A 21,418-nucleotide genomic window follows, 5' to 3' on the forward strand; every position below is an offset into this window, starting at 1 on the left:
CCTCAGCCAATGACGGTCAAGACCCTGGGCACCGACTCCACGACCACATCCGTTTCGGCGCCGACGGTCATGACTTCGCCGTCGGTCTGGACGGGGATGCTGTTAGTTGTAGTGAAGGCGTAGCTGCTGACGCTGGGCTGTTTGCCCAGGCCCACTGTGACGGCGCGGAGGGTCATGAGCGCAATGCGCCATTTACTGGCGTGCGGCAGCATCACCACTTCGAACCTTCCGTCCGCTGGATCTCCGGCTTCGCTCACCCGGCCGTACTTAGCCATCTCCGGGATGTTGGCCAGCACCAGGCTGTCCAGCCTGGCCCGGGCGCCATCGGCCCGGGCAATTTCAAAGGGCCGCAGTCCGGCAACCGTGCGCGCTACGGAGATCAGCTCCTTGATGACGCCCTTCTGGCCCCCTTCGATACCAATCGCCATCAGCGGCGTCAGGCCGAACCCGATATAGGAGTGGGCGTAGCGCGACCAGGCCTGTGGCCCATCGCCAACGTGAAGCCTGAGCAGATCGATCTGCCTGACCTCGCCGTCCACGATCGCTTCGATCAGGGTCTGTCTGCGGGTGCTGCGGCGGTGGTCGTTGGCATTGCCGCCGGCCATGACTGCGCAGACGGCCTGCGTTTCCGGGACGTCCATCACGCCGTTGACCACTTCATTGAAGCCGCCGTCGCCGCTGATGGAGACGATCAGCGGCCGGCCCTCTCCGGCTGCGGCGCGCGCCAGTTCGCGGGCATGGCCTGCCGACTTCGTGTGCCGCGGCTGGACCGGCACAGCGGGCAGCCGAAGCGCCAAGTCCTCCCGCAGTTGCTCGGCCAGGTAGAACGGGAACTTGACGGCATCCGGGTTGTAGATCAGCACAATCCGTTCGAAACGTCCTGAAGGGGAACTACTCATACGGCCAGCTTAATCACGCCGAACCGATGGCGTGCGCCTCAGCGGGTCGACGGGCGGACGTACGCTGAGCAACAAGCCCAAGGAGGCGCCGCCGTCGTTGTCTTGTTTGCGGTTGTCCGGGCGGGTCAAGCGCGGACGTCGTCGGCGGCGGTGCCACGGCGCAGCGTCTCGCCCCGGAAAAAGCCCGGGTGCCGCTTGTACATCACGAACATCAGCACCGCGCCGAGCAGGATCACGCCGCACCCGAGGATGAAGACCAGGCCGATGCCGCCCACCGATGAGCCGGAGCCGTAGGCCGGATCCAGCGAGTCCTTGGCGGTCTGGAAGAACATCACCAGCAGGATGATTCCGCCGAGCAGGGGCGAGAGGAACTTGCAGAAGAAGTTCCGGGCATCGGCGAACGCTTCGGCCCGGAAATACCAGACACAGGCCAGCGCCGTCACACCGTAGTAGAAACAGATCATCATGCCTAGGGCGGTGATGGTGTCCCAGAGGGCGTTCTCGGACAGCACCCGCGTGACCGTATAGAAGGCTCCGGCGGCGATGGCCGCGGCCACCGTGGCGTAGCCCGGGGACTTGAAGCGCGGGCTGATCCGCCCGTAGCTCGCCGGCAGTGCGCGGTAATGGCCCATGGCCAGCATCGTGCGTGCCGGGGAGACGAATGTGGACTGCAGGGAAGCAGCGGAACTGCTCAGTACGGCCAGCGACATCAGGATGGCGAACGGTCCCATCACAGGTCCGGCCAGGGCGGCGAAGATGCTTTCCTGGTTCTCCGGATTGCCGGCGCCCAGACCCTCGGTCCCGATCCCGGCGTAGCTCAGCACGGCCAGCGCCATGAGCATGTAGAGCACCACGATCACGAAAATGGTGGCGGCAGCGGCCCGCCCCGGGGTCTTCTCCGGGTCCTTGGTCTCCTCGTTCATAGTCAGGGTGACGTCCCAGCCCCAGTAGATGAAGATGGACAGCGAGACGCCGGCCGCGAAGGTCGAGAAGGAATCCACCGCGAACGGATTGAACCACTCGGCGCTGATGGCCGAGGCGTCGAAGGCCGTCCCGGTGCCCACATGGACAAAGGCAGCGACGGCGAACCAGGCGAGCACCAGCAACTGGAAGCCGACCAAGATGTACTGCAGCTTCTTGGTGGTTTCCATGCCGCGGTACGACACCCAGCAGGCCAGCGCGATGAACACCAGGGTGGTGGCGATGTTCAGCGGAACGTTCTCGGCCAGCGCAGCCAGCGACGCATTCCCGGTGACCTGCGCCAGCATCAGGTAGAAGAATTCCACCGCAACGGCGGCCAGGTTCGAGAGCACAATGATGGTCGCCGCGACCAGTCCCCAGCCGCCCATCCAGCCCACCCACGGACCGAAGGCGCGGGTGGCCCAGGTGAACGAGGTACCGGAATCCGGCATCGCGTTGTTCAGCTCCCGGTAGCCCAACGCCACGAGGAGCATCGGGATGAAGCCGACCAGGAAGATCGCCGGCAACTGCACCCCCACCTCGGCAATGGTGGGGCCCAGCGACGCGGTCAGCGTGTAGGCCGGGGCGATGCAGGAAACCCCAATAACGACGGCGCCAAGCAGCCCGACCGAGCCGCCCTGCAGGCCCTTGCGGCTCAGCCCGGACGCCCTGCGCGTGCCTGTAGATTCACTCATGGCTAGCCATCCTTGTTTGTGTCCGCCAGTGCAGCCCGGTCCGACCGGTAGTTGCGCGGCACGACGACCATCGGCACCGGCAGTGCCCGGAGCACCTTGTTGGCCGTGGCCCCCAGGAACAGGCGGTTGTTCCGGGCCAGCCGGCTGGAGCCAATCATCATCAGCTCGCCCTCGTCCCAGTCCAGTCCTTCGATGGCATCCTCGATGGTCTTGCCGGGGGCAACGGTCCGTGTCACCTTGCCCGGGAGTTGTGCTGCAGCCGCGGCAAAACGCGCGGCCATGTTCGCTTCCGCGGCCCGGACGGCTTCCGGATTATCCGGGTCCAAGGCCACCAGGGACACCAGCCGCAACGGCAGCGACCGCCACGACGCCGCCCCTACCGCTGCCTGCAGAACGTCGTCGGCGCCAGGCCTGGTTCCGATCCCGCAGGTCAGGCGCGTGATCGGTTCCTGCCGCTGGTAGCCCTTGGGCGCCAGTGCCACCGGCACGTCGGCGGCGTGCAGCAACGCCGAGGCGACGCTCCCGATGCTGAACCGGCGCAGCAGACTGCTGCGGGCGGCGCCCACCACGATCACCGCGGCGGAGAACTCGCGCGCGGCCTCGATCAGGCCCTCGGCGGTTGACTCGGCCTGGAGCACATGGGCCTTCGCTGTCACGTCATGGGGCACCAGCGCCAAGCCCTCTGCCGACCACTGATCGAGCTGCTCCGCAAGAATCCGTTCGTAGCCCCGGTCCGACGGCGGGTAGGTGCCGGCATAGGGCGAGTCCGGCGATTGGACCATGACCAGGTCCAGCGAGGCCTGTTGGCTGCGGGCCAGGGCCACGGCCAGATTGACCGCGTCCCTGCCGTTCTCGGTGGCTGTGTAGCCGACTACGTACCTGCGCATGCTGCTCACGCCCCGTGGCGCGCTGTTCCGGCTGGCTCCCCGGCACCGGCAGCGGCGCCGAGAATCCGGGCGGCGGTTTGCTGTCCCATCCTCACGGCCCCGTCCACATGCTGGTAGCCCTCGGCCGCCAAATCCGAGCAGGACCAGTAGATCGGGCCGACCGGCGTGAGCTGGTCCTTGCCGTAGCGGTGCAGCCCGCCCAGATCGTAGCTGGCCGCATAGGCGCCGCGGGTCCACTCCTCCGAACCCCAGTCGGATTCGTAGTAGACCACGGGATCCAGCGCCTTTGGACCCAGGTATTCTGCCACCGCACCCAGCACTGCGGCCTTGCGGTCCTCCGCGCTGAGCTCGAACATGGCATCGGCCTTTTCATCGGAGATGAAGCCGACCAACGTGCCGCGCGGATCCTGGTAGTTCGTGTTGTCGTAGACCTCCTGCACCACCGAGGCCGGGCTGAAACAGGTGCCGGAGAGGCCGTCTTCACGCCAGAATGGAGTCTCGTAGACGGCGTGGATCTTGATGACCAGGCCCAGGGACTGGTGCTGGTGCATCTGGTGCTGGCGGCGCGGCAGCGGCGGCTCAAAGGAGACCCGCGAGTACAGGTTCGGCGGCACAGCCATGATGGCGTAGCGGGCACGCACGGTAACGGAATCCGAGATGGCGGTCACGCCGTCGTGCGTTGAATCCGCGGCAGCGGTGGCGGCGTCCGGCGCCTGCGCCGCCCACCGCAGTGTGCGCACCGGGCTGTTGAGCACGACGTCGTCCCCCAGCTTTGCGGCGAGGCGTTCCGACACCTGCTGCATGCCGCCGATGACGCGCTTGTCCAGGATGAAGTTGTCATCGACCAGGTTGCTGAAGGATCCGGCGGAGGCGGCCATCAGCACGGCCTGCAGCGCGGAGAAGGAGTGCGCGGGCTTGGTCAGCATGCCGCCGGCGATGAAGAGGCCGATGTTGTTGCAGGCGTCCTCGTCGCTGGACTGCTTGCGGAGCCAGTGGTGGAAGGAAATGGTGTCCAGTTCCCGCGCCATCGGATGGGTCCACGGCGCCTCGGGACCGGCCTCCGCGGCGAGCGTGTCCAGGATGCCGATCAGGCGGTTCATTTCGGCCTGCGTCCGCTCGCTGACCGGGAACAGCTCGCCCGTGTAGCGCTTCCGCTTAGCGTCCGGACCAATGTAAATGGATTCACCGTGGCGGTAGCGCGGGAACGTTTCCAGGCCGAGTTCGTCCAGCAGCCCCAGCAGCGCAGTCTGGTCCGGCGAGACCCACTGGCCGCCGATTTCCAGCATTGCCCCGTCGATGGTGTCCGTCCAGGTGCGGCCGCCGACGCGGTCGCGGGCTTCCAGCACGGCAACGCTCAGACCGGCCTTCTTCAGCTCCCAGGCGGCCGTCAGCCCGGAGGGCCCTGCGCCGATGATGACGACGTCGCGATCCATGGTGTTCACTCTTTCACTCCCGTGTGTGTTCGACATAAATGAATAACGTTCATTTACTTTAACTGTAGCCGGTGGCCGGACGGATGGGAAGCGGAACGTAGGATATTTTTAGCGGCCCGTACGGGCCGTTGAGGAAACGAGCCACAAGGAGGCCCGCCATCGCGGTTTCAGCATCGGGGACGCACCGCTCTGCCGGACGCCCGGCACAGAAGGTCCTGTCCAAGGAGCTCATCACTTCGGCGGCCCTGAAGCTGATCGAGGCCAGCGGCTATGACGCCCTGACCATGTCGGCCCTTGCCCGGCGCCTGGGCGTTGCGCCGTCTGCGCTGTACAACCACGTGAAGTCCAAGCACGATGTCCTCCTGCTCCTGCAGGACCATCTGATGAACCGCGTGGACGTCAGCGGCTTCAGCACGCTGCCTTGGCCCGAGGCAGTGCGCAACTGGGCCTGGTCCTACCGCGACGTTTTCACCCAGCACTCCCCGCTGATTCCGGTCATCGCCGTGCTGCCAGTAACCGGCGCACCGCGCACCCTGCAGATGTACGAGGAACTCACCCGCGGCTTTCTCGACGCCGGCTGGCCCGAGCCTTTGGTGGTCCCGGCGATCGTTGCGCTGGAGTCCTTCATCTTCGGCTCCGCCTTCGACGTGGCCGCCCCGGAGGACATTTTCGAAACCGGGGAGCTGGCCGGTTCCAGCCCGCACTTCACCTCCGCTGTGCGGGCGCGCCAACTGCCGGCGGACGGAGCGCCCGCCGACGCGGCCTTCCGGCTGGGGCTCGACGGTCTCATCTCCGGGCTGGACGCCCAGCGGCGGGAATGGGCTGACGCCGCCAGCACCGCCGGGTAACTCAGCGGGCGGCCAGCAGCTTCGCCCGCCGGTTGGACAGGATCTGCCCGCCGATCACAATCAGCAGCGCGATGATGAACATGGCCGAACCGATCACGTTCGCCTGTGCCGGAATGCCACGGGTTGCGGCGACGTAGATGAACTTCGGGAACGTGTCCACGTTGCCTGAGTTGAAGTTGGTGATGATGAAGTCGTCGAAACTCATGGCGAAGGCCAGCAACGCCGCCGCCACGATGCCCGGCAGCAGTAGCGGGAAAGTGACCCGCCAGAAGGCCTGAATCGGCGATGCGTACAGGTCCGCCGCGGCTTCCTCCAGCTTCGGGTCCAGACTGGCCACGCGGGCCTTCACCGCAACCACCACAAAGGAAATGCAGAACATACTGTGGGCGATGATGATCGTCCCCACCCCCAGATCCACACCGATGTTCAGGAACTGGGCCAGCAGCGATGCGCCGAGCACCACTTCCGGCGTCGCCAGCGGCAGGAAGATCAGCATGTTGGCCGTGGCATTGAACTTGAACCGGTAACGCACCAGTCCAATGGCGATGGCCGTGCCCAGGATGGTGGCGATGATGGTGACAATCGAGCTGATCTGCAGGCTGTTGGCCAGCGCCTCGCATACCGCCGGTGCACCGCAGGGGTTACGCCAGTTATCCAGCGTGAAGCCGCGCCAGGTGAGGTTGGTCCGGCCGGCGTCGTTGAACGAAAAGGCGAACACGTAGGCAATGGGGACCAGCAGGAACAGGAAGGCCAGTCCGCCGAAAACCGGTACCAGCCATGGGCTGATTCTTCTTCTCATGAGGCCTCCTTAGAGCAGCTCTTTGGTACCGAAACGGCGGACATACAGGATCACCAGGAACAGGATGGCGAGCATCAGCACGAAGGACAGGGCCGAGGCGCCCGGGTAGTCCACCACGCGGAAGAACCTCGAATCGATGACCTGCCCGATCATGGTGGTGTTCTGGTTATTGCCCAGCAGCGCCGCGTTGATGTAGTCGCCCGAGGCCGGGATGAAGGTCAGCAGCGTGCCGGCGATGACGCCCGGCATCGACAGCGGCAGCGTGACCGTGCGGAACGTAGTGAAGGAGTTGGCATACAGATCGCCGCCCGCTTCGATCAGCCGGGTGTCCAGCCGCTCCAGGTTGGCGTAGATCGGCAGCGTCATGAACGGCAGGAAGTTGTAGGTCAGGCCGCAGACCACGGCGAAGGCCGTGGCGGTCAGCCGCCCGTCCTCGGGCAGCAGAGCCACTGCCCGCAGCACCGCAACCACCGGTCCCTCGTCCGCCAGGATCTGCTTCCAGGCCTGGGTACGCAGGATGAAGCTGGTAAAGAACGGCGCGATAATCAGCACCAGCAGGATGCCTTGGAGCAGTTTCCTGCCGCGCAGCCGCACTGCCACCAGGTACGCCATGGGGTACCCGATCGCCAGCGCCGCCACCGTGGCAATCAGCGCAAACGCGAAGGATCGGACCAGTTCCGGCCAATAGCTGCTTAGCACTGCGCTGTAGTTGCTGAACTGCAGCGCCGGCGCAAACTGGCCGATATCCGCACCGGGAGGCTTGGTGTAGAGCGAGGTGGCCAGCAGGGAGAAAACCGGCAGCACGAAGAAGAGCAGCATGAAGATGAAGCCGGGCAGGATCAGCAGATAGCCCACTCGTCCGCGGCGCTTGTCCGCCCGGATCTCCGACACACTGCGCGTCTCCTCCGGCTTGGACTTGGTGCCGCGCGGGGCCGTCAACAAACTCATGTCGCCGCCGCTTCCGCTTCCCTGGCCCCGGCCTGGGTGTCTTCATCGCCGTCCAGGCCGAAGGCATGCGCGGTATCCCAGGTCAGCACAACGTCATCGCCGGGAGCCGCCAATTGCTGGCCGTGATTCTGGCTGAACACACCCACCGGCCCGATCCCCGCCACCTCCACCAGGTACTCGGTGCTGACCCCGGTGAAGGAAGAGTCCAGTACGCGGCCCCGCAGGATGTTCGACCCGTCGGCGGGAGCTTCGGCGGGCCACATCATCCGCAGCTTCTCCGGCCGGATCCCGATCAGCGCCTTGCCGTGGTGCGTGGTGGAGCGGTCCTTGCGCACGGCCAACCGGTTTCCGCCGGCATTAATAACGACGGCGTCGCCGCGGTCCTCGATAATTTCACCCGCCACCAGGTTGGACTTGCCGAGGAAGTTCGCCACAAAAGCGGTCCGCGGCAGTTCGTAGAGCTCGCGCGGCGCGCCCAGCTGCTCCACCCGGCCCTGGTTCATCACTGCCACGGTGTCCGCCATGGTCATGGCCTCTTCCTGGTCGTGGGTGACATGGACAAAGGTCAGGCCGACATCGGTCTGGATCCGTTTCAGCTCCACCTGCATCTGCCGGCGCAGCTTCATGTCCAGCGCCCCCAGCGGTTCATCCAGCAAGAGCAGCGCGGGCTCGTTCACGATCGCCCGGGCCAGGGCGACCCGTTGCTGCTGCCCGCCGGACAGCTGCGCCGGCCGCCGGGCCGAAAGGTGCGCCAGTTCGACCAGCTCCAATGCCTGTTTGGCCCTGGCCTGGTGGTCCCGGATCTTCCGGCGCTTGAGCCCGAAAGCCACGTTGTCCAGCACGCTCATGTGCGGAAAGAGCGCATAGTTCTGGAACACCGTGTTGACCGGCCGCTCATGGGCGCTGGTTCCGGTGATGTCTTTGCCGCCGATGCTGAGGCTTCCCGACGTCGGCTGCTCCAGGCCCGCGATCATCCGCAGGGTGGTGGTCTTTCCGCAGCCGGACGGGCCCAGCAGCGCGAAGAACGATCCGGCCGGGATTTCCAGATCCAGGTTGTCCACGGCCAGGAAGCCGCCGAACCGTTTGGTGATGGCAGCGAGCCGCAGGTCGGCACCCTGGTTCTCGGCGCCGGCGTCGTGCTTTTCCGGTTTGGTCTGAACCATCGTCATTAGTTGCCGATCGCTTTCTGGAACCGGTTGGTGAAGTCGGTTTCCTCGTCAGCGCTGAGCGAGCGGAACACATGTGCCTTCGCCAGATAGTCGTCGCTGGGGAAGATCAGGGGGTTCTCCATCAGTTCCGGATCGATCTTCTCCATCGCTTCCCGGGCGCCTTGGACAGGGCAGATATAGTTCACGTACGCTGCCACCGTCGCCGCGTTCTCCGGGTCGTAGTAGAAGTCCATCAGGGCTTCCGCATTCGCTTTGTGCGTCGCTCCGATGGGAACCATCAGGTTGTCCGACCACAGCGTCCCGCCTGCATCGGGGAGGGCGAACTCCCACTTGTCGCCGTTCTCGAAGTTCAACTGCGTGATGTCGCCGGACCAGCAGATCACGGCAAGTGCGTCGCCGGAGATCAGATCCTCCTTGTAGGAGTTGCCCTTCACCTGGCGGATCTGGCCGTCAGAGATCCGCTTCGTCAGGTCATCCAGTGCGTTCGAGAATTCATCCGCACCCCAATCACCGGAAATGTCGACGCCGTTCTCCAGCATCATCAGGCCCATCGTGTCGCGTATCTCATCCAGCACCTCCACGCGGCCCTTGAGCTCCGGCTTCCAGAGATCGGAGACAGTCTTGAGGCCACCGGGCACTGCTTCCTTGTTCCAGGCGATGCCGGCAAATCCGGACTGCCAGGTCAGCGAGTTCTTCCGGCCGGGGTCGAAGTCGACGTTCTTCAGGGTCTGGAGCAAGTTAGCAGCGTTCGGGATGTTGGCGTGATCCAGTTCCTGCGTGTAGCCGAGGCGGATCAACCGCGCCGCCATCCAGTCCGTCAGCGTAATGATGTCCTGCCCGATGTCCTGGCCTGCTGCCAACTGCGCCTGGACCTTCCCGAAATAAGTGTCGTTGCCGTCAATGTCTTCGGAATAGTTCGCCGCGATCCCGGTGGCGGCGGTGAAGGCTTCCAGAGACGGATAGCTCTGGGACTTGTCGTCATAGTCGAGGTAGAGCGTCCAGTTGGCCCAATTGACCTCCTTTTCCGACGCCGAGAGATCTTCCGCCGCCGCCGCCTCTCCGGCTTGGCCATTCGACGTCGTGCCGGTACCGCCGGTGCCGCACGCGGCCAGCAGTCCGGCGAGGCTTAAGCCACCCGCGCCCATCAGGATGTTCCGGCGGGACAGCTGCGCGCCGACCAAGCGGCGGAGTCGGGGATCGTCGGGCAGGCGATTTGGCATGTGAGGCTCCCTGAGGTGATGGACACTGTGACGAAGATCATGCCAGACCTCGCGGCGCCGGACAAGGGATTCAGTTGTAAATTTTTCGTTACCCGACGGATCCCTGCACGAAATTCCCGTTTGTCAACTTATTTCGTAGCCTAGGGGCTTGCGCGCCGACCGGCCAGCGGCTTCAATGGCATAAACATTCACGCGGCCGGTCCCCACCCGGCGCATCCCCCCGCCGGAGGTGGTGATATTTTGACGGCCCAGCCCGAGAGCACTGCGAACAACAACGGATCGACGCACACGGGCAGCGGGCACGCCCACGGCCCGGTGGACACGGTGTCCAAGGCCATCATCGAACAACTGCAGGAAGACGGCCGGCGCTCCTACGCTGCCATCGGCAAAGCCGTTGGACTCTCTGAAGCCGCGGTCCGCCAGCGGGTGCAGAAGCTGATAGACAGCGGCATCGTCCAGATTGTCGCGGTCACGGACCCCATGCAGATGGGGTTTTCCCGCCAAGCCATGCTGGGCATCAAGGCCAACAATGACGTGCTGAAGGTGTCGGACCAGGTGGCCGCCCTGGACAAAGTGGACTATTGCGTGGCTACCGCCGGCACCTTCGACATCCTTGCCGAAATCATCTGCGAAAACGACAACGATCTGCTGCTGCTGGTCAACCAGATCCGCAGCATTCCCGGTGTCCTGAGCACCGAAACACTGATGTATCTGTCCCTGCGGAAGCAGGCCTACAACTGGGGAACACGATGACTCAAACATCCACCACCCGCACCTATACAACGCCCCGCGGCACCGACCGCCAGCAAGCCGCGCGCGACCACCTCTGGATGCACATGGCGCGCCACTCGAATCTGGCCGGCGGCGGCTCGGTCCCGGTGATCAGCCGGGGCGAGGGGCACCTGATCTTCGATGACCAGGGCAACGAATACATCGACGGGCTGTCCGGCCTCTTCGTGGTCCAGGTCGGCCACGGCCGTGAAGAACTGGCGCAGGCCGCTGCCCGGCAGGCGAAGGAACTGGCCTTCATGCCGCTGTGGTCCTATGCCCACCCGGCGGCCATCGATCTCTCGGAGCGGCTGGCGCACTACGCTCCGGGCGACCTGAACCGGGTCTTCTTCACTACCGGCGGCGGCGAGGCAGTGGAAACCGCGTGGAAGCTGGCCAAGCAGTACTTCAAGCTCAAGGGCAAGCCGAACAAAACCAAGGTCATCTCCCGCGCCGTCGCGTACCACGGCACCCCGCAGGGCGCGCTGTCCATCACCGGCATTCCGGATATGAAGGCCCCCTTCGAACCATTGGTGCCCGGCGCCTTCCGGGTGCCGAACACGAATCAGTACCGGGCGCCGTCGGGCTTGGAAGATCCGGAGGCCTTCGGCCGCTGGGCCGCGGACCGGATCGGCGAGGCCATCGAATTCGAAGGCCCGGACACGGTTGCCGCGGTCTTCCTGGAGCCCGTGCAGAATTCCGGCGGCTGCTTCCCACCGCCCCCGGGTTACTTCCAGCGCGTGCGCGAAATCTGCGACGAGTACGATGTCCTGCTGGTCTCGGACGAGGTCATCTGCGCGTTCGGCCGGATCGGTTCGATGTTCGCCTGCGACGACTTCGGCTACATTCCGGACATGATCACCTGCGCCAAGGGCCTGACCAGCGGGTACTCCCCCATCGGCGCCATGATCGCCTCGGACAAGCTGTTCGAGCCGTTCAAGCACGGTGATACCACGTTCTACCACGGCTACACCTTCGGCGGGCATCCGGTTTCCGCCGCCGTCGCCATGGCCAACCTGGACATCTTCGAACGCGAGGGGCTCAACGCAAACGTGAAGCAGAACGCCCCGGCCTTCCGCGCCACGCTCGAGAAACTGCTGGACCTGCCGATCGTCGGCGACGTCCGCGGCGAGGGCTACTTCTACGGCATCGAGCTGGTCAAGGACAAGGCCACCAAGGAGACCTTCAACGCCGAGGAATCCGAACACTTGCTCCGCGGTTTCCTCTCCAATGCGCTGCTCGATGCCGGCCTCTACTGCCGGGCCGATGACCGCGGCGACCCCGTGGTCCAGCTCGCCCCGCCGCTGACCATCGGGCAACCCGAGTTCGACCAGATCGAGCAGATCCTGCGCTCCGTCCTGGTCGAGGGGCTGAACCACCTCTAACCCAAAAGCCCGAACAACGACGGCGGTGTGCGGCAAACATTTGCCGCACACCGCCGTCGTTGGCCAGTCAGTCGGAGGTGGTCGCTTCCGGGCGGTTCAGGCCCTCGAACGCTTCAAGCGCAGTCAGGAACTGTTCCCGGTCTTCATTGCGGATCGTGGTAGCGCCATAGGAAATGGTGATGGAACGCGGATTCCAGCCGTACTCGATACTGCCCTTCATCTCCTCGGCGGCCCCGCCGGTCGGGTCCCGCTGAACATCGGTCAGCGAGAGGCCCACCCACTGGGATTGGCCGTAGGCGTCGCCGAACCACTGCCACTGTTCTTCCAGCTCAGCCGAGCCGAGGCGCTCGGCTGTCTCTTCGGCAAGGTCAGGATCCAGGTTCCCCAGTTCAAGCTTGCCGAGGCCGTACGACTCGGTCACCTCGGAGACAATGTCCACGGCCCGGTGCCAGTCCAGGGGATCTTCGGGGACGGCCAGGCTTTCGCGTGGTACCGAGTTGAAGGAGACGTAGAGCGAACCGCCGCCGTAGCCGTTGCCCTCCTGCGCGAAGAAGTTCACGCCGTCGTCCGGTCCGTCCTCCCAGGCGAGCCCGAACTCGCCCGTCAGCCGCGCCTCGATCTCGCCGAACAGCTTCGAGGAAACGGCCTCCAGCTCTTCGGCCGGCGGAGCCTGCAGCACATCCTCGGCGGCCGTGTAGGCGTGGCCGGGGTACTCCGCCCAGTCAACGGTGATCTGCTGACCGCTCTTTGCCCGGTACGTGGTCGTCGGCGAGGATGCGCAGCCTACAAGCAGGACGGCGAGCGCGGCTGTTCCCGCCCTGAGAACAGCGCGGTCAGAGCGGACCCGCTCCCCCGCCCCGCTCTTCCTCATTCCGCGATGTCCAGCCCATGCCGGTTTCCGCCGCTGCCGAGCAGGCTGCGGGTGAGCACCGCGCTGTCCGCCATCAGGTCGTCGACGGCGGAGAACAAGTGCTCGTCGGTCACGTCGGCTCCCGTGAGCGCCGCGGCGACAACAGCGCGGCGGACAAGTTCCTTGGCCAAAGACGCGGTTGTCCCCGCGGTCCGTTCCGCGGTCACGCTGATGGCCTCCGTGCTGAAGGCGATTTCCCGTGCATAAAGTTTCAGCAGCGCCGCGCGTTCATGAACTTCCGGCAGGGGAATCTCCACGGCCAGGTCCACCCGGCCCGGCCGCTGGGCCAGGGCACGCTCGAGCATGTCCACCCGGTTCGTGGTGAGGATAAAGGCCACGTCCGCGTCGTCGTCGAGCCCGTCCATGGCATCCAGTACTTCGAATAGCAGTGGCTGCGGGCCGTGGCCAAAACTGCGGTCTTCGGCGATGAGATCGCAGTCCTCCAGAATGACCATCGACGGTTGCAGTGCCCGCGCCATTCTGGCCGCCTCGGCGATATAAGCCAGCGAGCCGCCGGAGAGGATAATCGCCGTCGTTCCTTTGCTGCGGCCCAGCAGATAGCGCACCGTGTGGGTCTTGCCGGTACCAGGTGGCCCGTAGAGCAGGATGCCCCGTTTGAGGTGCTGGCCGAGCGCCGCGAGCTGCTCCCGGTGCTCAGCCATGCCGACGGCGTGGTCTGATACTTTCTCGAGCAGGCCCTCCGGCAGGATGACCTCCGACGCCGTGAGCGAGGGCCGTTCGTGGAAGGTCACTCCCGCGCCACTGGAGCCGTACTCGTCCATGGTCAGCGAGACCACCTGGCCCTTAAGGACGCTGCGCGTCTGCAGCTGGGTGCGCAGCACGGACAGGAACTCCGCGGCCGCGCCCGGTTCGGGCGACAGGACCTCCAGCAAGGCGGTAGGCCGGCCGAAACGGGGGCTTGCTTCCCGCTGCAGCACGGCGAGCGGAACACCGGAGCGGGTGATCAGGCGGATCCCCAGGGCCACCACCTGGCGCTGCTCGCTGGGGCCGATGGCAAGGTTGGTGTAGTCCGGCTGGGCGAGCGGAAACTGCGGGAACATCTGGGCCTGCTGCAGCATGTCGCTCAGGGAAGAGTGGTGGCGCTGGTCCCCGCCACCGATGCCGACCAGCCGCTGTTCCGGATCCTGCCCGGCCAGCTCGGCGAGCAGGATGTCCACATCCGCAAAGCGGTGTGCGGAAATTTCCTCCACCACCACCGGGACTTCATTCGCAGGCAGCCCGAGGTGCTCCGACAGTGTGTCCAGCAGCTGCTCGCCCCGGGGAAACCGCTGCTGCCGCGCCTGCGCCAACTGCACCAGCGCGGCGAAATCGTCCATGAACTTCCCCAGGCCCTTGGTCATGGCTTGACCCTACCAGCGGGACTCGCCCGTCAACGCGCTGGCTTAGCGCCCGGAAACTTTGTCCGCCGCTTTGGCGATAAACGACGTCGGCCCTTGCCTGCGGTTCTCCTCCTTGTCAGCGGTGTAGTACGCCTTGTACATGGCCTGCACGGCGATCCAGCGCAGCGGTTCGATTTCCCAGCGCCGGACCTTGCGGTTGACCCACGGCATGGTGGTCAGCTCGCTGTCCGGTTCCAGGATCAGGTCGCGCAGGGTGCGGGCCGCGAGGTTGGTGGCCGCGACGCCGGTGCCCACGTAGCCACCGGCCCAGCCAATTCCGGTCGCCGGGTCCAGTCCTACGGTGGCCTTCCAGTCCCGCGGCACGCCGAGCACGCCGGCCCAGGCATGGTCGACGGCGGCATCCCGGGCGGCAGGGAACATGTCGTGCAGGATCGCGGTCAGCAGTTCAATGGTCCGCTGTTGCGTGGCACCGTCGATGTCCGTTCGGGAGCCGAAGCGGTACGGCACTCCCCTGCCGCCGAGCGCGATCCGGCCGTCCGCGGTGCGCTGGGCATACATGTAGGCGTGCGCCATGTCGCCCACGGTGTCCCGGTTCTCCCAGCCGATTTCCGTCCAGACCGCCTCGGGCAGAGGCTCGGTGGCGATCATGGACGAGTTCATCGGCAGCCAGTCCCGGTGCGCGCCCTTCAGATTCGCGGTGAATCCCTCGGTGGCCCGGAGTACGTGCCTGGCCGTGACATCTCCGTGCGCGGTCCGGGCCAGACCCGGCGCTATTTCCGTCACAGTGGTGCCTTCGTAAAGCCTGACTCCCAAACGTTCGACGGCGGCCGCCAGTCCACGCACGAGCTTCGCCGGGTGGATGCGGGCGCAGTGCGGCTGCCACAGCCCGCCGAGGGCACCGGCAATCTTCACCCGCTCCCCGGTCCCGCCGGCAGAGAGCAGCTGCGTCCCGGCCTCCGGCCAGAGCGCTTCCTCCTGGGCCCAGGCCCGCAGGCGTTCAAGCTGGGCATGGTTGCGCGCCACGTTGAGCTCCCCGCCCTTGTAGACGTGCGCGTCGATCCCCTCGGCACCGGCCACGGCGATGACTTCGTCCACCGTCTCGTTGAGCAACTGCTGGAAGCGCCCGACGACGGCGCGGCCATGGGTCTTGACGTACTGGTCCCGGCCGCCGGTGATGCTGTTGGTCAGCCAGCCGCCGTTCCGCCCGGAGGCGCCGAAGCCGGCGAAACGGCTCTCCAACACCACCACGTCCAGCTCGGGCCGCGCTTGCTTCAGGTAGTAGGCGGTCCACAACCCGGTATAGCCGGCGCCCACGATGGCGATGTCCGCCGTCGTGCTTTGAACCAAGGCGGGGCGCGGCGCGGGGATGCCGTCCGCGGCGTACCAGAACGAGACGTTCCCGTTGACGGTCATGGTTGCGGTTCCTTTCGGTTGCCCGGCGAGGCAGCCGGCGGAGCTGCAGCGCAAGCGTGGAGCCGGGCCTCGATGCCATCGAGCAGCAGTTCGAGCGCGAAGTCGAAGTTGTCCTCGTCGCTGATGCCGGCCATCGCCGCCGCCGAGGCCGTTGCGTTCGGAAAGCGTTCGGCCGGAGCCTGGGCATAGGCCTCTGCCCACGCCCGGTTGTCCGCCTCGGACTTCTCCCCCAGCGACTTCAGGGCGGCATCGAATCCGGTCCAGGCGAGCATGAAGTCGGCGCAGGCCCGGTAGGTCCGCACGGCGTCCGCCGCACCGAAGCCGGCCCGCCGGAATGTGGCGAGCATGGTCTCGACGAACTGCATCTCCGACTCCTGCCGGGTCACCCGCACGGCCGCGAGCGCCGCCACTTGCGGATGGGCCAGGTAGGCCCGGCGGCCGCGCACCACGAGCTCCTTGATGGTGGCCCGCCAGGACGGCTCCGGTTCGAAGTCCTTCAACGCCTCGCCGATCAGCCGGTCCGCGAGGGCCAGCAGCAGCTCGTCCTTGTCCTTGAAATGCCGGTAGAGCGCCGTCGGATCCGCGCCGAGCAGCCGCCCGATGCGCCGGAAGGTCAATGCCGAGCTGCCATGCTCGTCGGCCAGCCGGAGGCAGGCGTCGACGATGACCTCGCGCGAGAGCCCCTTGGCACGCTCCCGCTGGATCCCGGTTTCTGCCGCTGCCATCCCTGCACCTTTCGCCGGCCGGTTTTGACCCCACTCTATTCCGTGAAGTCAACACCGTTGACAATTCGGCCTGCTTTCAGTTCGATAAGAGACACCCCTCAACAGCAGCATCAGGAAAGCAGGCATTGTGAGCGCAGACTGGATCTTCCACTCCGGTCGGATCTTCGACGGACAGCAGGTCCACCCGACGGCGACGGCGGTAGCGGTCACCGACGGCCGGATCAGCGCGGTAGGCACCGAAGCGCAGGTGCGCGAGGCTGCCGGTACCGCAGCGGAAATGGTGAACCTGGCCGGCCGGCTCCTCACGTCTGGCTTCACGGATGCCCATGTCCACGCCGTCTATGGCGGCGTCGAGCGGCTCGGCTGCGACCTCTCCAACTTCTCCGGGCTGGACGCCGTCCTGGGCTGCGTCGGCACCTACGCTGCCTCGACCGAGAAGCCTTGGATCACCGGCGGCGGCTGGCACAAGGCGGACTTCCCCGGCGGCTACCCCACGCGCGAGCTGCTCGACGGAATCGTGCCGGACCGGCCGGTCTACCTCATCAACGCGGACCATCACAGCGCCTGGGTCAATACCCGCGCGCTGGAACTCGCCGGGATGGATGCGGCAACGCCGGACCCGGCGGACGGGTGGATCGAACGCGGCACGGACGGCTTTCCTACCGGCACGCTGCACGAGGGCGCGATGGACCTGGTCAACAAGTACCTCCCGCCGCTGACGGACGAGGATCTCTGCGGCGGACTGCTGGAGGCCCAGCACTACCTGCATTCGGTCGGCGTGACCGGCTGGCAGGAAGCGATCCTCGGCAGCTACGCGGGCTACCCGGACGCCAGCAGTGCCTACCGCACTCTGGCCGGCCGCGGCCTGCTGACCGGCAGGGCAACCGGTGCGCTCTGGGTGCCGCGCACCACCACTTCGGACAACATCGCCGAGCTGCTTGCCGACTTCGAAGAACGACGCCGGGCCAACAGTGCCGCCGGATTCGTCACCACGAGCGCCAAGATCATGGTGGACGGTGTGCCCGAGAACCGCACGGCCGCGATGCTGGATCCTTACCTGCGTCCCTGCCGCTGCGGAAACCCGGACGGCTGGGACGGCAGCGGCGACAGCGCCGGCCACGGCGCCGCGGACCAGGACGGGGACGGGGACGGGGACGACCGGGGGCTGCTGTACCTGCCCAAGGACGTGCTGATCGAGACCGCGGTTGCCCTGGATGCGGCCGGATTCGACCTGCACCTTCACGTGATCGGCGACCGCGCCGTTCGGGACGGCCTGGACGCCGTCGAGCACGCACGCCGCAGCAACCCGCACCCCCGCGGACGCCACCACATGGCGCACCTGCAGATCATCCACCCGGAAGACATCGCCCGTTTCGCCGCCCTCGACGTGACCGTCAACGCCCAGGCGCTCTGGGCCTGCAACGATGACCAGATGCTGCAGCTGACCGTGCCGCTCATCGGTGCAGAACGCGCCGCCTGGCAGTATCCCTTCGGCTCGCTGCTGGCTGCCGGGGCCACCATGGCCATGGGCTCGGACTGGCCGGTGTCCACGCCCGATCCCTGGCAAGCCATCCATGTGGCAGTCAACCGCACCTACCCCGCCTACCCCGACGCGCCGCCCCTGCTGCCGGAACAGGCCATTTCCCTGCAGACCGCCCTCTCGTCCTACACAGCCGGCTCGGCGTGGCTGAACCGAAACGACGACGGCGGTGCCATCGCGGTGGGCAAGGCGGCCGATCTTGTGGTGCTGAACGCGGATCCCTTCCGGCTGGACCCGGGTGAGCTGCACACCGTCGGCACGGACTTCACCATGATCGCGGGCGTCCCGGTCTACACCGGACAGCCACAGGAGGCGAAGGCATGAGCCGGCCCACCACCTACGACGACGTTGAACACCGCATCCCGCAATCCCGAATCCAAGCGGCGCTGGCCGGTGCTTCCACTACGCCGTACTGGCTCGACGATCCGGCCCGGCCGGACCCGCTCCCGCCGCTGGACGGGGATACCGCCACGGATCTGGCCGTCGTCGGCGGCGGCTATACCGGGTTGTGGACGGCGCTGATGGCCAAGGAACGCGAGCCGGACCGGCGCGTGGTCCTGCTGGAAGGCAAGCGGATCGGCTGGGCTGCGTCCGGGCGCAACGGCGGTTTCTGCGAGGCGAGCCTGACCCACGGCGAGGCCAACGGCGAGAAGCACCTGCCACAGGAAACCGCGCGCCTGCAGGAGCTCGGCCTGGAGAACCTGCAGCAGATCGCTGACACCGTGGAGAAGTACGGGATCGACTGCGGCTTCGAATGGACGGGCACACTCAGCGTCGCCACCGAGGACCACCAGGTGGAATGGCTGCGCGAGGACGAGGGCAAGGATCCGGACGTGGTGTTCCTGGACCGGGACGCCGTCCGCAAGGAACTGAACTCCCCGCTCTACCGCGCCGGTCTCTGGGACAAGAAGAGCACGGCCATGCTCCACCCGGCCCGCCTTGCGTGGGGATTGCAGCGCGCCTGCGTGGCCTCCGGCGTCGAAATTTACGAACACACACCGGTCCGCGGGATCAGTGCCGCGAAAGGTGGCAGTGGTCCGGTCCGGTTAACTACCGACGGCGGCACGGTCACCGCGGCGAAGGTCGCGCTGGCCACCAATGTGTTCCCCTCCCTGCTCAAGCGCACGCGGCTGCACACCGTGCCGGTCTACGACTACGTCCTCATGACCGAACCGCTGACGCCCGAACAGCTGCGGGCCATCGGCTGGCACAACCGGCAGGGGCTGAGCGATCTGAACAACCGCTTCCACTACTACCGGCTGGCCACCGACCCACAGGGGCACCAGCGCATCCTCTTCGGCGGCTACGACGCGGTCTACCACTACGGCCGGCAGGTGAAGGCCGAATATGACCAGCACGAGGAGACCTTCGCCCGCCTGGCCGCCCACTTCTACGCCACGTTCCCGCAGCTGGAGTCGGTGCAGTTCACGCACAAGTGGGGCGGCGCCATCGACACGTGCAGCAGATTCTTCTCCTTCTTTGCGACGGCATACGGCGGCCGGGTTGCCTATGCCGCCGGTTACACGGGGCTGGGTGTGGGCGCCACCCGCTTCGGGGCGAATGTGCTGCTGGACCTGCTCGCCGGCACGCCGACGGAACGCACCCGGCTGCAGTTGGTGGCCAAGAAGCCGATCCCGTTCCCGCCCGAGCCGCTGGCCTGGCTCGGCGTCAAAATCACCACGGCCGCCATGATCCGCGCGGACCGCCGTCAAGGCAGGCGCGGTCCCTGGCTCAAACTGATGGACGCCGTCGGAATGGGTTTCGATTCCTGACCCGCTCCACCGCCACGCCCCACGCCCACCAGCTCCACCGCCACGCCCCACGCCCACCAGCTCCACCGCTACACCTCCCCTCACCCGCTTCCCTGCATCAGGAGGACCAATGCACCAGTTTATTGACGGCCGGTACCGCGAAGGCCGCGGCGACGAGGCCAAACGCATCAATCCCGCCACCGGCGAGCCCGCCGAGACCATCCGCTATGCCGCTACGAACGACGTCGACGACGCGGTCACCGCGGCCAAACGCGCCTTCGGCACCTGGTCGCTCTGCACCCCGGCCGAGCGCTCCGACGCCCTGCTGGCCCTCGCCGCCGAACTCGGCCGCCGGACGGACGAAATAGCGGCCGTCGAAACCGCCCAGACCGGCAAGGCCATCCGCCTGGCCACGGAGTTCGACGTCCCGGGAACCATCGACAACGTCTCCTTCTTCGCCGGCGCCGCCCGGCAGCTGCAGGGCCTGGCCGCCGGCGAATACGGCGCAGGCGGCACGTCGATGATCCGCCGCGAACCCATCGGCGTGATCGGCTCCATCGCCCCCTGGAACTACCCGTTCCAGATGGCCGGCTGGAAAATCCTGCCCGCCATCGCCGCCGGCAACACCATCGTGCTCAAACCCTCCGAGCTCACTCCCGGCACCTCGCTGATCTTCGCCGAAGCCGCCACCGCCGCCGGCATCCCGGACGGCGTGATCAACATCGTCACCGGAACCGGAACCGTGGCCGGCGAACACCTCGTCAGGCACCCCGACGTGGCCATGACCTCCTTCACCGGCTCCACCGCCGTCGGACGCAAAATCATGGCCCTGGCCAGCGAAACCGCCAAACGCGTGCACCTGGAACTCGGCGGCAAAGCCCCGTTCGTAGTCTTCGACGACGCCGACGTCGAAGCCGCCGCCCACGGCGCCGTCGCCGCAGCCATCATTAACGCCGGCCAGGACTGCACCGCCGCCACCCGCGCCTACATCCAGCGCCCGCTCTTCGACGCGTTCACCAGCCGCGTCGCCGAACTCATGGACCAGGTTCTCCTCGGCGACCCCACCGACGACGCCACGGACCTCGGCTCGCTGATCAGCCACGCCCACCGCGACAAGGTCGCCGGCTTCGTCGACCGCGCCCGCGCCAACGGCGCCACCATCCTCGCCGGCGGCCACGCACCCGGCGGCGACCTCGCCACCGGCGCCTACTACCGCCCCACCCTCGTGGCCGGCGCCGGACAGAACTCCGAGATCGTGCAGGACGAAGTCTTCGGCCCCGTGCTCACCGCGCTGCCCTTCGACACCGACGACGAAGCCCTGACCCTGGCCAACGACACCCCGTACGGCCTCGCCGCCTCCGCCTGGACCAACGACCTCAACCGCTCCCTGCGCGCCAGCGCCGAAATCCAGGCCGGCTGCGTCTGGATCAACGATCACATCCCGATCATCTCCGAGATGCCGCACGGCGGCTACAAGGCCTCCGGCTTCGGCAAAGACATGTCCGCCTACTCGCTCGAGGACTATACCAACACCAAACACGTCATGCTCAGCCGCGACAAAACAGTCCACAAGGACTGGCAGAACACCGTCTTCCGTACCGGCCATTGACCCCACATATCGCCGGCGGCCCCCCGGGGAATCATGTCAAGATGCCCGCTTCGATTGATTCGTGGAATCATCTGATTTTGCCCGGATAGCAGGTTTGG

The 21,418-nt window shown here is 66.4% G+C and carries 18 protein-coding genes; 6 read left to right on the forward strand and 12 right to left on the reverse strand.

Going from position 1 to position 21,418, the window contains the following annotated elements:
- Positions 1-2: 2 nt before the first annotated feature.
- From AC3A4M_RS06665 to AC3A4M_RS06680, 4 genes are all read right to left on the reverse strand, one after another.
- A complete protein-coding gene (locus AC3A4M_RS06665; RefSeq protein ID WP_498734755.1) occupies positions 3-899 on the reverse strand; it encodes a diacylglycerol/lipid kinase family protein in 897 nt (298 codons plus the stop codon).
- A 125-nt stretch (positions 900-1,024) separates the two neighbouring features.
- On the reverse strand, positions 1,025-2,554 hold the full coding sequence (locus AC3A4M_RS06670) for an APC family permease (protein WP_498734756.1): 1,530 nt from the start codon (positions 2,552-2,554) through the stop codon (positions 1,025-1,027).
- Between the two features lie 2 nt (positions 2,555-2,556).
- Positions 2,557-3,441 (reverse strand): universal stress protein, encoded by an 885-nt coding sequence (locus AC3A4M_RS06675; protein WP_498734758.1) that lies wholly within the window; start codon positions 3,439-3,441, stop codon positions 2,557-2,559.
- 5 nt (positions 3,442-3,446) lie between these two features.
- Entirely contained in the window at positions 3,447-4,883 is a 1,437-nt protein-coding gene (locus AC3A4M_RS06680; protein WP_498734759.1) for a flavin monoamine oxidase family protein, read from the reverse strand.
- Positions 4,884-5,002: 119 nt separating this feature from the next.
- On the opposite strand from AC3A4M_RS06680, the gene AC3A4M_RS06685 reads away from it, so the two are divergent.
- Positions 5,003-5,722 carry a TetR/AcrR family transcriptional regulator gene (locus tag AC3A4M_RS06685; protein ID WP_498734761.1) on the forward strand — a complete coding sequence of 240 codons (720 nt, stop codon included), beginning with the start codon at positions 5,003-5,005 and terminating at the stop codon, positions 5,720-5,722.
- 1 nt (position 5,723) lies between these two features.
- On the opposite strand, the gene AC3A4M_RS06690 is transcribed toward AC3A4M_RS06685, so the two are convergent.
- From AC3A4M_RS06690 to AC3A4M_RS06705, 4 genes are read right to left on the reverse strand one after another with little or no spacing between them, the layout of a single operon-like run.
- Positions 5,724-6,521, reverse strand: a complete 798-nt coding sequence (locus AC3A4M_RS06690; protein ID WP_498730149.1) for an ABC transporter permease — start codon at positions 6,519-6,521, stop codon at positions 5,724-5,726.
- Positions 6,522-6,530: 9 nt separating this feature from the next.
- Positions 6,531-7,469 (reverse strand): ABC transporter permease, encoded by a 939-nt coding sequence (locus AC3A4M_RS06695; protein ID WP_498734763.1) that lies wholly within the window; start codon positions 7,467-7,469, stop codon positions 6,531-6,533.
- Positions 7,466-8,632 (reverse strand): ABC transporter ATP-binding protein, encoded by a 1,167-nt coding sequence (locus AC3A4M_RS06700; protein ID WP_498734765.1) that lies wholly within the window; start codon positions 8,630-8,632, stop codon positions 7,466-7,468. Before AC3A4M_RS06700 ends, AC3A4M_RS06695 begins: the two co-directional genes overlap by 4 nt.
- Before the next feature lie 5 nt (positions 8,633-8,637).
- The gene (locus tag AC3A4M_RS06705; RefSeq protein ID WP_498734766.1) at positions 8,638-9,858 is read right to left on the reverse strand and encodes an ABC transporter substrate-binding protein; all 1,221 of its coding nucleotides are present in this window, start codon (positions 9,856-9,858) and stop codon (positions 8,638-8,640) included.
- 315 nt (positions 9,859-10,173) lie between these two features.
- On the opposite strand from AC3A4M_RS06705, the gene AC3A4M_RS06710 reads away from it, so the two are divergent.
- On the forward strand, positions 10,174-10,611 hold the full coding sequence (locus AC3A4M_RS06710; protein WP_498734804.1) for an Lrp/AsnC family transcriptional regulator: 438 nt from the start codon (positions 10,174-10,176) through the stop codon (positions 10,609-10,611).
- Entirely contained in the window at positions 10,608-12,011 is a 1,404-nt protein-coding gene (locus AC3A4M_RS06715; RefSeq protein WP_498730155.1) for an aspartate aminotransferase family protein, read from the forward strand. Before AC3A4M_RS06710 ends, AC3A4M_RS06715 begins: the two co-directional genes overlap by 4 nt.
- A 67-nt stretch (positions 12,012-12,078) precedes the next feature.
- Here the strand turns inward: AC3A4M_RS06715 and AC3A4M_RS06720 are convergent, their stop codons facing one another.
- The 4 genes from AC3A4M_RS06720 to AC3A4M_RS06735 are packed head-to-tail and all read right to left on the reverse strand — an operon-like array spanning position 12,079 to position 16,420.
- Positions 12,079-12,882 (reverse strand): hypothetical protein, encoded by an 804-nt coding sequence (locus AC3A4M_RS06720; RefSeq protein WP_498734767.1) that lies wholly within the window; start codon positions 12,880-12,882, stop codon positions 12,079-12,081.
- On the reverse strand, positions 12,879-14,282 hold the full coding sequence (locus tag AC3A4M_RS06725; protein ID WP_498734768.1) for an AAA family ATPase: 1,404 nt from the start codon (positions 14,280-14,282) through the stop codon (positions 12,879-12,881). The genes AC3A4M_RS06720 and AC3A4M_RS06725 overlap by 4 nt, the downstream gene beginning before the upstream one ends.
- 42 nt (positions 14,283-14,324) lie before the next feature.
- Positions 14,325-15,695 (reverse strand): NAD(P)/FAD-dependent oxidoreductase, encoded by a 1,371-nt coding sequence (locus tag AC3A4M_RS06730; RefSeq protein ID WP_498734769.1) that lies wholly within the window; start codon positions 15,693-15,695, stop codon positions 14,325-14,327.
- The gene (locus AC3A4M_RS06735; RefSeq protein ID WP_498734770.1) at positions 15,692-16,420 is read right to left on the reverse strand and encodes a TetR/AcrR family transcriptional regulator C-terminal domain-containing protein; all 729 of its coding nucleotides are present in this window, start codon (positions 16,418-16,420) and stop codon (positions 15,692-15,694) included. Before AC3A4M_RS06735 ends, AC3A4M_RS06730 begins: the two co-directional genes overlap by 4 nt.
- A 127-nt stretch (positions 16,421-16,547) precedes the next feature.
- Here AC3A4M_RS06735 and AC3A4M_RS06740 point away from each other — a divergent pair, with 127 nt between their 5' ends.
- From AC3A4M_RS06740 to AC3A4M_RS06750, 3 genes are all read left to right on the forward strand, one after another.
- Positions 16,548-18,284 carry an amidohydrolase gene (locus AC3A4M_RS06740; RefSeq protein WP_498734771.1) on the forward strand — a complete coding sequence of 579 codons (1,737 nt, stop codon included), beginning with the start codon at positions 16,548-16,550 and terminating at the stop codon, positions 18,282-18,284.
- A complete protein-coding gene (locus AC3A4M_RS06745; RefSeq protein ID WP_498734772.1) occupies positions 18,281-19,732 on the forward strand; it encodes an NAD(P)/FAD-dependent oxidoreductase in 1,452 nt (483 codons plus the stop codon). Before AC3A4M_RS06740 ends, AC3A4M_RS06745 begins: the two co-directional genes overlap by 4 nt.
- 109 nt (positions 19,733-19,841) lie before the next feature.
- Positions 19,842-21,320 (forward strand): gamma-aminobutyraldehyde dehydrogenase, encoded by a 1,479-nt coding sequence (locus AC3A4M_RS06750; protein ID WP_498734774.1) that lies wholly within the window; start codon positions 19,842-19,844, stop codon positions 21,318-21,320.
- Positions 21,321-21,418 lie beyond the last annotated feature (98 nt).

It is taken from the genome of Arthrobacter sp. Soil_C_60 (assembly GCF_057656375.1).